This window comes from Agrococcus citreus (assembly GCF_039527715.1).
GTDB classification, from domain to species: domain Bacteria; phylum Actinomycetota; class Actinomycetes; order Actinomycetales; family Microbacteriaceae; genus Agrococcus; species Agrococcus citreus.
This window is the reverse complement of sequence record NZ_BAAAKK010000003.1, coordinates 25,137-37,575: the sequence shown is the minus strand read 5'-3', so window position 1 is coordinate 37,575 and position 12,439 is coordinate 25,137. Positions and strand designations below refer to the sequence as shown.

Genomic DNA, 12,439 nt, shown 5'->3' with positions numbered 1-12,439 from the left:
TCGGTGATCCGGCGGGCGTCTTGTCGTGTGCAGCGCCGAAGCGGATGCGTGGCGGTGCGGATGCGTGGCGGGCGGATGCGCGTCAGGCGCGGGCGGTGCCGTCCGGGTCGTGCGAGCCCACGTCGCCCTCGGGCGCGGCGTCGACGTCGGTGTCGGCGGGCGAGGTCGCGATGTCGGGGTCGGCGCCGACGACCGTGGTGCCGTCGGAGGCGCCCTCGCTCGGGCCGGGGTGCGATCCCGCGGTACCGTCTGCGCGGGCCTCCGCGTCGGCGTCGCCGTGCGCGGCGTTGGGCGTGGTGCTGTCGGTCATGCTGTCCTCCGTCAGGCTCGGGGTCGCATCGTCGCGGCCCGTGGTGGGGTTCGCGCCGGCGTGCGCGCCGGCGCTGGTCGCGTGCTGGCCGGCCGCAGCATGCGGGTGGGGCGACGCCGCGAGCGGCGCCTCGGTCGCGATCGCTCCGGGTGCCGGCACCGGGATCGGGCCAGAGGCGGGAGCATCGGGGATGCTGTCCGCCTCGCTGCCCGCGACGCCATCCTGCGTCGTCGGTGCGGCGACGCCAGCGACGCCGCCGAGCGACGACGGTGCCGCAGCGGCACCGGCCGAGCCGCCCTGCGAGCCGCGCTCGCTCGACGGCGCAGCAGCCGAGCCAGTCGCGCCCTCCCGCGCCGAGGTGCCGACCGCGGGGTCGTCGGCGTCGTCGGTGTCGCCGTCGAACGGGTTGTCGCCGATGAGCGGCGGCAGCTCCTCGCCGTGCGCGCCGCGGCGCTCGAGCACGAAGATCGACGCGAGCATCGTGATGATCGACAGCCCGACGAAGATCCAGCCGATGATGCTGTTCGTCAGCAGCCCGAGCGAGTCGGTGACGCGCAGGTAGCTGAGGATCGCGAGCAGCGCGCCGAGCGCCACGAGCACGGTCGTCGTGACGACGAACCAGGTGGGCCGCGTGCGGCGCGTCGCGATGACGGCACCCATGACGAGTGCGGCGAGACCGAGCAGGTAGTGCATGCGGTCAGCCTAGGCGCACGCCCCTGGATCCGCGACGAGATCGGAGAACGGGGGCCGGGGCGGAGGGGCGACACGCGCAAGCGGTGCGAGTCGGCGGCCGCGCCTACGATGGAGCGAGTGACCAGCCAGCCCGGAGAGACCCCGTTCGGGGCGTACGCAGGGCAGCCGTGGATCCAGCACACGGGTCAGCAGCTCGGCCAGCAGCTCGGCCAGCACGGCACCGATCCGGGCCCGCACTTCGGCACCTACGCGGCCGATCACCTGCCGCCGACCTATCCCGAGCGCGCGGCGTGGGGCACGGCGCAGCCGCTGCGCGCCTGGCAGCAGGAGGCGCTCGAGCAGTACTTCCGCACCGAGCCGCGCGACTTCCTCGCGGCCGCCACCCCGGGCGCCGGCAAGACCACGTTCGCGCTGCGGCTCGCCTCCGAGCTGCTCCGCCGCGGCGCCGTCGCCCGCATCACCGTCGTCGCGCCGACCGAGCACCTCAAGCAGCAGTGGGCCGACGCGGCGCACCGGGCAGGCATCCGCCTCGACCCCGACTTCTCGAACGGCGACGGCGACTACCCGCGGCAGTACCACGGCGTCGTCGTCACCTACGCGCAGGTCGCCGCGCGGCCGCCCGTGCACGAGCGCATCACGCGCTCCGCGCCGAGCCTCGTCATCCTCGACGAGGTGCACCACGCCGGCGACGCGCTCAGCTGGGGCGACGCGGTCCTCGAGGCCTTCGGCCCCGCGACCCGCCGACTGTCGCTCACCGGCACCCCGTTCCGCAGCGACACCTCGCCCATCCCGTTCGTCGAGTACGTGCGCGACGAGCGCGGCATCCGCCTCTCGCGCTCCGACTACGCCTACGGCTACGACCACGCGCTGCGCGACGGCGTCGTGCGCCCGGTGCTCTTCATGGCCTACGCCGGCACGATGCAGTGGCGCACGTCGATGGGCGACGAGATGAAGGCGACGCTCGGCCACGGCGACACGAAGGACATCACGAACGGCGCGTGGCGCACCGCGCTCGACCCGGGCGGCGCGTGGATCCAGCAGGTGCTGCGCAGCGCCGACGTGCGCCTCACGCACGTGCGGCAGACGGTGCCGGATGCGGGCGGCCTCGTGGTCGCGACCGACCAGGCGCAAGCGCGGCAGTACGCGCAGCTGCTGCGCGACATCGCGGGGGAGGAGCCCACCGTCGTCCTCTCCGACGACACCGGCGCATCCGACCGCATCGGCGCCTTCTCGCAAGGGAGCCAGCGATGGATGGTCGCGGTGCGCATGGTCTCGGAGGGCGTCGACGTGCCGCGGCTCGCGGTGGGCGTCTACGCGACGAGCTCGTCGACGCCGCTGTTCTTCGCGCAGCTCATCGGCCGCTTCGTGCGCTCGCGCCGCCGCGGCGAGGTCGCGACCGTCTTCCTGCCGTCGGTGCCGCCGCTGCTCACGCTCGCGGCCGAGCTCGAGCGGCAGCGCGACCACGCGCTCGACCGCGAGCAGGCCGACGACCAGCTGCTCGACGACGACCTCATGGATGCGGCCGAGAAGGGCGACAACGACGACCGCGAGGCCGCGCCCTTCACGTGGGAGCCGCTCGAGTCGAGCGCGACCTTCGACCGGGTGCTGTTCGGCGACGCCGAGTTCGGCCAGCTCGTCGAGCCCGCGACCGAGGAGGAGCTCGACTTCATCGGCATCCCGGGCCTGCTCGACGCGGAGGACGTCTCAGACCTGCTCAAGCGCCGGCACGCGCGGCAGGCGGCGCGCATCCGCGACCGGCCGCCGAACCAGGAGGCGCCCGAGCCGCTCTACCGCAACATGCGCGAGGAGCGGCAGCTGCTCAACTCGCTCGTCGCGATCGCGGCGAAGCGGCGGGGCGAGGCGCACGCGCTCGTGCACGCCGAGGCGCGGCGCGTGTGCGGCGGCCCGCCGGTCGCGCAGGCGTCGATGCAGCAGCTGCGCGACCGCATCCGCTACCTGCGCAAGGTCGTCGACAAGCGCTGAGCCCGCTCTACGGCAGCGAACCGGAGCGCGTGACCACCCAGTCGGTCGCCTCGAGCTCGAACCCGGCCGACTGCTCGTGCCACGCGAGGTCATTCGCGCCCAACAGCGTCGAGTCGAGGCGGATGGCCTCGAGCGAGCCCGTGGGCACGGATGCCTCCCCGAGCACGAACCGCTGCGGATGCCCGGACTGGTCGTCCCGCGCGTAGCCGCTCGTCGTCGCCCACGCCTGCACGGCGGCCTCGACGTCGTCGCCGCGCACGTACGCGGTCGAGCTCTCGACCGTCGCCTGCGCGCCGTCGGGCTCGAACTCGAAGGTGATGGCGCAGAGCACCGCGGCGTCGTCGAGCAGCGCCGACGGCTCGAAGCCGGCACGGGCGGCGCTCGCCTCGAGCCACGACGCGGCCGACGGCGAATCGGGCTCGACCATCGCGGCGGCGAGCACCACACCGTCGCCGCACCTCGGCGCTCCGGCGACCGGGCCGGGGGTGCTGACGACGAGCTGCGGAGCCGGGGTCTCGGCGGCCGCGGTCGTCGGGCTCTCGGACGCGGACGGCGCGGGCGCGGATGCCGTCGGCTCGGCCACCGGCGCGCCGGTCGGCGCTGGGCTGGAGGCGGGCGCGGAGCAGCCGGCCAGGCCGATCGCCACGGCGGCGAGGAGCAGCGGGATCGCGGTGCGCACGGTCGCTATCCCTGCGTGAAGTCGGCGTGCCACACGAGCACGGCATCGGGCTGCGCGCCGGAGAGGCGCACGATGTCGGCCGCATTGCCGATCGTCGGATCGTCGCCGTCGAGCGGCGCCCAGAAGATCTTCATCGTCGAGGTGCCGTCGGCGGTGAGCGGCGCCTCGCGCTCGACGAAGCCCGTCTGGCCCGACCGCGACGTGTAGCCGCTGGCGTTCGCCCAGCCCTCGAGCTCCTGGAACACGACGTCGCTGCGAGCGACGACCGCTTGCGAGACGACCGCGACGCCCGGGCTGCCGTCGATCGGGGTGCGGTAGGTCACGACGCACTCGACGTCGAGGCCCGCGAGCGCCTCGGCGGGAGCGAACGATCCCTCGGGCTGCGCCTGCGCGAGCTGCTCCTCGGCCGTCCCCTCCCAGCTGGTCGGGGCGCCGCTGATCATCGCCAGCACATACTCGTCGCCGCAGGAGCGAGCGTCGGATGCGCCGGGCGAGGCCGGCGGCGGCGTCGCGGTCGCGGGCGGGCTCGGGGGATCGCTGCTCGGCGGCGTCGTCGTCGGGGTCGGCGTGGTCGACGCCGAGGGGGTCGTCGTCGGTTGGTTCGTCGCGGTCGCCGTCGGCGAGAGCGACGCCGCGGGTGCGACCGGGCCGCACCCGGCAAGCGCGAGGAGCGCGATGCCGGCGGAGGCGAGGGCGAGCGTGGGCCGCATGGTGGGCTCCTTCGATGCCGGCGCCCCGGCGGCGCCCGTGCCGCTCAGTGTGCGCGCCGAGCGCTCCCGGCGCCAGCGGATCGCGTCACGATTGCGCCACGATCCGCGGCGGCCGTGCCTCAGTCGTGCTCGACCCAGCACACGAGCACAGCGGAGGCGACCGCGTACGCGACCTCGTCGCGCGTCATCGTGCCGCCGGCCAGCTCCGCGGGCAGGCGCGTGGCGTCGACGAGCAGCGTCATGCCGTCGCGCAGGAAGGCGACCTTCCCCGCATCCGTCGTGAACGAGGGCATCCCGAGCCCGAGCAGCCCCTCGATGTCCCTCGCGCCCTCGATCGAGCCCTGCAGCTCGGCGAAGTGGGCCTCGCCGACCTCGAGGTCGGCGGTGTCGTGCACCGAGAGCGTGAGCGGCGACCCGTCGATGTCGTACGTGCACGTGAGCATCGGCGCGTTCCAGGTCGACGTCGGCTCGACCTCATCCGGGAGGTCGAGCATCGATGCGATCGATGCCGTCACCTGCCCTTCGCAGATCATCTCCGCGGCAGCGGAGGGCTCGAGCGCGCTCCCGTGGCCCGACCCGTGCGCGCCGTGCTCGGCACCGGTCATGACAGTGCCGTCGGGCATCGTGTGCGACGGCTCGGCGCTGCCCGCTTCGGCGCTCGACGTCTCGGTGCTCGATGCTGCCGGGCTCGCGGGGGGCTCGGCGGCCGAGGCCGCGCAGCCGGTCACGAGCAGCGAGGCGACGACGACGGCGCCCATCCAGGTCTTGCGGAGCATGTGGATCTTCCGATCTGTCGGATGCGTACACCGGGTGTTCGGCGCGGCCCACGTTCGGGATTGGTGCGGATGCACCGGCGCCCCTCCGACACGCCACTGCGGCCGCCTCCAACACGCACGTGCGGCCCGCTCCGACACGCCACTGCGGGGCGCCTCCAATCCGTCCGCGCCCTCGGTCTCGAAGGCCATGGCAGAAGAGGGCACAACATCCTGCGCCTGACACTCGAAGAAGAGGACATCCCATGAAGAAGAAGGCAATGCTGTTCGTCGCTCCGGGGCTCGCCCTGGGGCTCGTCGCACTGGGCACCGCCCCGGCGATGGCTGCGGACGCGGACCAGTCGTACTCGGCGATGCTCGGCGAGATCAACAACAGCGGCGCATCGGGCGAGGTGTGGATCGACATGGAGGGCAGCATGGCCACGGTCACGCTCAACGCGACCGGCCTCGCGGCCGAGTTCGACGGCGCGCCCTACCCGCACGTGCAGCACATCCACATCGGTGCGCAGGGCCTGTGCCCGAGCCCCGAGGCCGACGCCAACGGCGACGGCATCATCAGCACCACCGAGGGCGGCCCGTCGTACGGCGAGATCGGCACCACCCTCTCGGTGGGCGACGCGGACAAGTCTCCGGCAGGCGGCCTCGACCTCGCGGCGGCTCCGGCAGGCAGCACGATCGCCTACGAGGAGACCTTCGAGCTCGACCAGGCCACGCAGGACGCGCTTGCTGCCGGCACGGCGGTCGTCGTCGTGCACGGCCTCGACCCGGCCACCCAGCCGGAGTCGGGCACGAGCCCCAGCGACCTCGTCCCCGAGCTGCCGCTCGCGGCGACCTCGCCCGCCCTGTGCGGTGCCCTTGAGGTCGCACCGGTCGGCGGCGTCGACACCGACGTCGCGACGATCGCTGCCGCTGGCACGAACGACTCGGCGCTCGGCACCGTCGCCCTGGGCGGCACGCTCGCGCTCATGGTCGCCGCCGGCGCGTACGTCGTGCGTCGTCGCGTGGTCCGCGACAACTGATCGATCCAGCTCGATGATCGACCACAGCAAGGGCCGTCGTCTCCACCTCGCGGTGGGGGCGGCGGCCCTCGTGATCGCCCTCTCGGCGTGCAGCACGGTCGGCGAGCCGGCGTCGCCCACCGCGTCGCCCGCCCCGACCGCGACCGCCTCGGCGACCGAGCCGACGGCATCCGCCGCGCCGACGACGGAGCCCGCACCCGACGAGCCGATGCTGGATGCCTCGGCACCCGTGAGCGTGCAGATCCCGTCGGTCGGCCTCGACGCCGCGCTCATCCGCACGGGCATCCGCGACGACGGCGTGCTCGAGGTGCCGCCCGGCGAGGAGGGGTCGCCGGCCAGCTGGTACGACGGCTCGCCCACACCGGGGGAGCGCGGCACCTCGGTGCTGCTCGGGCAGGTCAACTCCACCACCGACGACAGCGGCGTGTTCTTCGACCTGCCGCGGCTCGTCGAGGGCGACGAGGTGCGGGTCACCCGCGAGGACGGCTCGACGGCAGTGTTCGAGGTCTACCGCTCCGAGACGTTCGCCAAGGACGCGTTCCCGACCCGCGCCGTCTACGCTCCCGTGGCGGGCGCCGAGCTGCGGCTCATCACGTGCCACGAGGGCGAGGGCGCCAGCCCCTACCCGAACAACTACGTCGTCTTCGCGCGGCTCGTCAGCTCGGCGTAGGAGCGGGTCCGCCGGTCACTCGACCGGCGGCGGCGACTGCCACCCCTGCAGCGCGGGGCAGACCTGCCACGACACCGACACGTCGGCGCCGTCGAGCGGGATGCCTGCCAGGTCGGCATGGCGCTGCAGCTCGACGGCTCCTTCGTATCGGCTCACCGCATCCCACTGGAGCAGCGTCGCGACGGCACCGTCGCCGCTCACGGTGATGCCGAAGCTGCGGGTGTTGTCCGACATCCCGATGTCGGTGCGCTCGAGCCCGTGCTCGCCGGCCCACGCCATCAGCGCCTCGTCGATCTCGCGCATCCGCCCGCCGTCGACGCCGGCGTCCAGATAGGCGCGGGCGAAGTCCATCTGGCAGTCGTTCGTCGACGCCGTCCAGCTCGACGCGCACAGCAGGTCGAAGCCGTCGACGACGCCCGGCAGCGCGAAGCCGCTGCGGTACGCCGCCGTCGTCGGTAGCCGTACTCCCTTGTCGTCGGCGCCGCCCCAGAAGACGTTCTCGTGGCACCTCGTGTCGGGCCCCGGTGCCTCGGCGACCGGCTCGGCGGGCTCGGCGGTCGCGCCGGCGTCGGTGCGGTCGGGGAAGGCGCCGCCGAAGAGCACGCAGCCCGACAGCGCGAGCGCGGCGGCGGATGCGACGGCGATGGCCGCGAGCGACCGGCGGAGCTGGGATGCGCGTGCGCTCGACCGGAACATGGCCGCCTCTTCCTCGAGGGTCGGCGCGATCGTACGCCCGAGTGCCCCCGAGCGGCAGTCGTCGCTTGCGAAGCCGGCGCCTCGACGTTCGAGGGCGGGACGACGTCGTCGAGGGCCGGCGGGGCAACGATCGCGCAACGAGTGCCCGACCGCGGCCGGATAGGGTCGGGAGCATGATCCACCACGACGTGAGAGCCCACAAGAGCGCCGAGAACCTGCCCCGCGAGGAGCAGCTCGCCTGGAAGATCGCCCAGGTCGCGGTCGACCCGGTCGAGGTGGAGGCCGACGTGGTCGAGATGATCGCGAACCGCGTCATCGACAACGCATCCGTCGCCATCGCGAGCCTCAACCGCCCGCCGGTGATCTCCGCGCGCGAGCAGGCGCAGCGCCACCCCTACGCGCCGGGCGCCGCGGTGTTCGGCATCGAGGACCGCGTGAGCCCCGAGTGGGCGGCGTGGGCCAACGGGGTCGCCGTGCGCGAGCTCGACTACCACGACACCTTCCTGGCCGCGGAGTACTCGCACCCGGGCGACAACATCCCGCCGATCCTCGCGGTCGCGCAGCACGTCGGCTGCGACGGGCGCGCGCTCGTGCGCGGCCTGGCGACGGGCTACGAGATCCAGGTCGACCTCGTGCGCGCGATCAGCCTGCACAAGCACAAGATCGACCACGTCGCGCACCTCGGCCCGTCGGCTGCCGCCGGCATCGGCACGATGCTCGGTCTCGACGCCGAGACGATCTTCCAGGCCGTCGGCCAGGCGCTGCACACCACCACCGCCACCCGCCAGTCGCGCAAGGGCGAGATCTCCACCTGGAAGGCGCACGCGCCCGCGTTCGCCGGGAAGATGGCGGTCGAGTCGGTCGATCGCGCGATGCGCGGTCAGACGAGCCCCGTGCCGATCTACGAGGGCGAGGACGGCGTGATCGCGTGGCTGCTCGACGGCTGGGAGGGCCGGTACTCGGTGCCGCTGCCCGCGCCGGGCGAGCCGAAGCGCGGCATCCTCGACACGTACACGAAGGAGCACTCGGCCGAGTACCAGGCGCAGGCCTGGATCGACCTCGCCCGCGGGCTCTCCGCCGAGCGGCCCGAGCTGCGCGACCCCGCGAACGTGCAGTCGATCGTGCTCCACACGAGCCACCACACGCACTTCGTGATCGGCTCGGGCGCGAACGACCCGCAGAAGTACGACCCGACCGCCTCGCGCGAGACGCTCGACCACTCGATCCCCTACATCGTCGCGGTCGCGCTGCAGGACGGCGGCTGGCACCACGTCGACTCCTACGCGCCCGAGCGGGCGCAGCGGCCCGACACCGTCGAGCTGTGGAACCGGATCACGACGCTCGAGGACCCGGTCTGGACCGAGCGGTACCACGACCCCGACCCCGACAAGAAGGCGTTCGGCGGCCGCATCGTCGTCACGCTCACCTCGGGCGAGGTCATCGAGGACGAGATCTCGGTGGCGGATGCGCACCCGGCCGGCGCGCGCCCCTTCGGTCGCGCCGAGTACGTGCACAAGCTGCGCACCCTCGCGCAGGGCATCATCGACGACACCGAGATCGACCGCTTCCTCGCGCTCGTCGACCGGCTGCCGGAGCTGTCGGCCGCCGAGGTGCGCCAGCTCAACGTGTTCGCTCCGGTCGGCATCGTCGACCAGGGCACGACGCAGGGCCTCTTCTAGTGCTGTCGACGTCGGTCACGCCCTCCGAGAAGCGGAAGGCGATGCGCGCGGGGCTCGCCTCCGGCACGCTGCAGCGCTACCCGGGCGCGTTCACGCCGCTGACCGGGCCGCTCATCCAGCAGCTCGGCTTCGAGGGCGTCTACATCTCGGGCGCCGTCATGGCGGCCGAGCTGGGACTGCCCGACATCGGCATGACGACGCTCACCGAGGTCGCGCAGCGCGGCCGCGAGATCTCGCGCATGACCGACCTGCCGACGCTCATCGACGCCGACACGGGCTTCGGCGAGGCGATGAACGTCGCGCGCGCCGTGCACGAGCTCGAGGACGCCGGCGTCTCGGGGCTGCACCTCGAGGACCAGGTCAACCCGAAGCGCTGCGGCCACCTCGACGGCAAGGAGGTCGTCTCGCTCGACCTCGCGGTGCAGCGCATCGCGGCCGCCGTCTCGGCCCGCCGCGACAGCGACCTCGTCATCATGGCCCGCACGGACATCCGCGGGGTGTCGGGGCTCGAGGCCGCGAAGGACCGCGCCAAAGCGCTCGAGGCGGCTGGCGCCGACGCGATCTTCCCCGAGGCGATGGCCTCGCTCGAGGAGTTCGCGGCCATCCGCGAGGCCGTCGACGTGCCGATCCTCGCCAACATGACCGAGTTCGGCAAGAGCGCCCTCTTCACGCACCAGCAGCTGCAGGATGTGGGCGTCAACATCGCGATCCACCCGGTGTCGCTGCTGCGCATCGCGATGGGCGCGATCGAGCGCGAGCTGGGCCTGCTGCAGCAGACCGGCACGCTCGACGGCGCCGTGGAGCGCATGCAGACGCGCTCGCGCCTCTACGAGCTCAACGACTACGCCGCCTACAACGCGTTCGACGAGGGCGTGTTCAACTTCGAGGTGCCCGTCGGGCACCGAGGCGACGGCGACGCATGAGCGTGCTCTTCTCGCCCGTGCAGCTCGGGCCGATCGAGGTGCGCAACCGCGCCTGGGTGTCGCCGATGTGCCAGTACTCCTGCGAGGAGCGCGACGGCATGGCGGGCGACTGGCACCACGAGCACCTCACGTCGTTCGCGCGCGGCGGCGCGGGCCTCGTGATGACCGAGGCGGCAGCGATCGAGCCGATCGGGCGCATCTCGCCGCACGACTTGGGGCTCTGGAACGACGCGCAGGCCGAGGCGCTCGCGCCGATCGCGGCGCGCATCCGGGCGCACGGCGCCGTGCCGGCCGTGCAGCTCGCGCACGCGGGCCGCAAGGCCTCCACCCACCGCCAGTGGAGCGGCCGGGGCTCCGTGCCGGTCGATGAGGGCGGCTGGCAGACGGTGAGCGCGGGTTCGGAGGCGTTCGGCCACTACGCGCCGCCGCGCGCGCTCGCGTCCGACGAGGTCGCGGCGCTGCCCGAGCTGTTCGCCGCGGCCGCGCGCCGCGCGGTGGGCGCAGGCTTCGACGCGGTCGAGGTCCACGCCGCGCACGGCTACCTGCTGCACCAGTTCCTCTCGCCGCTGTCGAACGACCGCGACGACGAGTGGGGCGTCGGCGAGGGCGGCCTGCGCACGCTGCTGCTCCAGCGCGTCGTCGAGGCCGTGCGCGCCGCGGTGCCGGATGCGGCGCTCATGGTGCGCTTGAGCGCCTCCGACTGGGTCGAGGGCGGCATCGACGCGGCGATGACGGTCGAGCACGTGCGCGTCGCGATCGCGGCGGGCGCCGACTGGTTCGACCTCTCGTCGGGCGGCAACGACCCGCGGCAGGAGATCCCGCTCGAGCCCGGCTACCAGGTGCCGTTCGCGCGCGCCGTGCGTGCCGCGACCGGGGCGAAGGTGAACGCGGTGGGCCTCATCGACGAGCCCGCGCACGCCGAGTCGGTGCTCGTCGACGGCGACGCCGACGCCGTCATGCTCGCGCGTGCCTGGATGCGCAACCCGCACTGGGCGCTCGGTGCCGAGACCGAGCTCGACGGCGTCTCGGATGCGTCGGTGTGGCCGCCGCAGTACACGCGCGCCCGCCGCGTCCCGACCCCCGCCCGCTGACGATCGAGACGAGGGAGGCCTGATGACCGACCACGTGCGCACCACCCGCCGCGGCCACCTCGCCACCATCGAGCTGCACCGGCCCGAGGCGCTCAACGCGCTCACCCACGAGATGGTGCACGGCATCGCCGCCGCGCTCGTCGAGGCTGAGGCCGACGCCTCCGTCGCGACGATCGCGATCGTCGGCGCCGGCGAGCGCGGCCTGTGCGCGGGCGGCGACGTCGTGGGCCTCCGCGCCGACGCGCTGGAGCGCGGCGGCGCCGGCGCGCGCGCCTTCTGGCGCGACGAGTACGCGCTCAACGCCGCGATCGCGCGCACCGCGAAGCCCCTCGTCGCCATCCAGCACGGCATCGTGCTCGGCGGCGGCGTCGGCATCTCGGCGCACGCGAGCCACCGCGTCGTCACCGACTCGACGCGGATCGGCTTCCCCGAGGTGACGATCGGCTTCGTCCCCGACGTCGGCGCGAGCTGGCTGCTCTCGCGCGCGCCCGGCGAGCTCGGCACGCGCGTCGCCCTCACGGGCGAGCACGTGGGCGCGGCCGACGCGATCGTCCTCGGACTCTCGGATGCGTTCGTGCCGCACGCGCGCATCCCCGACCTGCTCGAGGCGCTCACCCACGCTCCCGCCGACGAGGCGATCGCCGCCTTCGCGGCCGAGCCGCCCGCCGGAGCGCTCGCGCCCGGCACGGCGCTCGACGACGCGTTCGCCGGCGACGCCCTCCCGGCGATCGTCGCTCGGCTCGAGGCCGCGGGGGAGGAGGGCGCCGCGCTCGCCGCCACGATCGCCAAGCGCTCGCCGACAGCGCTCGCCGTCGCGCTCGCCTCGCTCCGCCGGGCGGCCCGGCTGCCGAGCCTCGAGCGCGCCCTCGAGCAGGAGTACCGGGTGTCGGCGCACGTGAGCCTCCTGCCCGACTTCGCCGAGGGCATCCGCGCCCAGCTCGTTGACAAGGACCGCAGCCCCCGCTGGCAGCCCGCGCGCATCGATGACGTCACCGATGCCATGGTGGAGGCCTGCTTCGCACCCGCGCCCGACGGCGACCTCGACCTGTCAGGAGAGACAGCATGACGAATCCCGATCAGCCCGAGCCCACCACCGACGGGCCCACCACGATCCGCGTCGAGCGCGACGGTCGCGTCGCCTGGATCCACCTCGACCGGCCGGAGGCGCTCAACGCGCTCAACGCGCAGCTCATGCGCGAGGTCGTCGCGGCGG

Annotated in this window: 12 protein-coding genes and 1 pseudogene; 8 read left to right on the top strand and 5 right to left on the bottom strand. The window is 73.8% G+C overall.

Features of this window, described 5'->3' with window-relative positions:
• Positions 1 to 82: 82 nt before the first annotated feature.
• Entirely contained in the window at positions 83 to 1,003 is a 921-nt protein-coding gene (locus tag ABD106_RS05515; RefSeq protein WP_343918197.1) for a hypothetical protein, read from the bottom strand.
• A gap of 261 nt (positions 1,004 to 1,264) precedes the next feature.
• Between ABD106_RS05515 and ABD106_RS05510 the strand changes: the two genes are divergently transcribed.
• Complete coding sequence (locus ABD106_RS05510) at positions 1,265 to 2,986, top strand: DEAD/DEAH box helicase (RefSeq protein WP_343918795.1); 1,722 nt, start codon at positions 1,265 to 1,267, stop codon at positions 2,984 to 2,986.
• A gap of 7 nt (positions 2,987 to 2,993) precedes the next feature.
• Here ABD106_RS05510 and ABD106_RS05505 read toward each other — a convergent pair whose 3' ends face one another.
• The 3 genes from ABD106_RS05505 to ABD106_RS05495 all read right to left on the bottom strand — a co-directional run bounded on the left by ABD106_RS05505 (position 2,994) and on the right by ABD106_RS05495 (position 5,151).
• Positions 2,994 to 3,665, bottom strand: coding sequence for a hypothetical protein (locus ABD106_RS05505; protein ID WP_343918195.1), 672 nt, complete (start codon positions 3,663 to 3,665; stop codon positions 2,994 to 2,996).
• Between the two features lie 5 nt (positions 3,666 to 3,670).
• On the bottom strand, positions 3,671 to 4,375 hold the full coding sequence (locus ABD106_RS05500) for a hypothetical protein (RefSeq protein WP_343918193.1): 705 nt from the start codon (positions 4,373 to 4,375) through the stop codon (positions 3,671 to 3,673).
• Between the two features lie 119 nt (positions 4,376 to 4,494).
• Positions 4,495 to 5,151 (bottom strand): hypothetical protein, encoded by a 657-nt coding sequence (locus ABD106_RS05495; protein WP_343918191.1) that lies wholly within the window; start codon positions 5,149 to 5,151, stop codon positions 4,495 to 4,497.
• A gap of 242 nt (positions 5,152 to 5,393) precedes the next feature.
• Between ABD106_RS05495 and ABD106_RS05490 the strand changes: the two genes are divergently transcribed.
• Together ABD106_RS05490 and ABD106_RS05485 are read left to right on the top strand one after the other, a co-directional pair.
• Entirely contained in the window at positions 5,394 to 6,167 is a 774-nt protein-coding gene (locus ABD106_RS05490; protein WP_343918189.1) for a hypothetical protein, read from the top strand.
• A gap of 13 nt (positions 6,168 to 6,180) precedes the next feature.
• Positions 6,181 to 6,837, top strand: coding sequence for a sortase domain-containing protein (locus ABD106_RS05485; protein ID WP_343918187.1), 657 nt, complete (start codon positions 6,181 to 6,183; stop codon positions 6,835 to 6,837).
• Between the two features lie 15 nt (positions 6,838 to 6,852).
• On the opposite strand, the gene ABD106_RS05480 is transcribed toward ABD106_RS05485, so the two are convergent.
• A complete protein-coding gene (locus ABD106_RS05480; protein ID WP_343918185.1) occupies positions 6,853 to 7,533 on the bottom strand; it encodes a hypothetical protein in 681 nt (226 codons plus the stop codon).
• A 173-nt stretch (positions 7,534 to 7,706) separates the two neighbouring features.
• Here ABD106_RS05480 and ABD106_RS05475 point away from each other — a divergent pair, with 173 nt between their 5' ends.
• From ABD106_RS05475 to ABD106_RS05455, 5 genes and pseudogenes are all read left to right on the top strand, one after another.
• Positions 7,707 to 9,212, top strand: coding sequence for an MmgE/PrpD family protein (locus ABD106_RS05475; RefSeq protein WP_343918183.1), 1,506 nt, complete (start codon positions 7,707 to 7,709; stop codon positions 9,210 to 9,212).
• Positions 9,212 to 10,135: a methylisocitrate lyase gene (gene prpB / locus ABD106_RS05470; protein WP_343918181.1), complete on the top strand. Its 924-nt coding sequence runs from the start codon at positions 9,212 to 9,214 to the stop codon at positions 10,133 to 10,135. Before ABD106_RS05475 ends, prpB begins: the two co-directional genes overlap by 1 nt.
• Positions 10,132 to 11,226 (top strand): NADH:flavin oxidoreductase/NADH oxidase, encoded by a 1,095-nt coding sequence (locus ABD106_RS05465; RefSeq protein WP_343918179.1) that lies wholly within the window; start codon positions 10,132 to 10,134, stop codon positions 11,224 to 11,226. Before prpB ends, ABD106_RS05465 begins: the two co-directional genes overlap by 4 nt.
• A gap of 22 nt (positions 11,227 to 11,248) precedes the next feature.
• Complete coding sequence (locus ABD106_RS05460; RefSeq protein WP_343918177.1) at positions 11,249 to 12,292, top strand: 3-hydroxyisobutyryl-CoA hydrolase; 1,044 nt, start codon at positions 11,249 to 11,251, stop codon at positions 12,290 to 12,292.
• Positions 12,289 to 12,439 (top strand): annotated as a pseudogene (locus ABD106_RS05455) (enoyl-CoA hydratase); the annotation flags it as partial. The gene ABD106_RS05460 and the pseudogene ABD106_RS05455, both read left to right, overlap by 4 nt.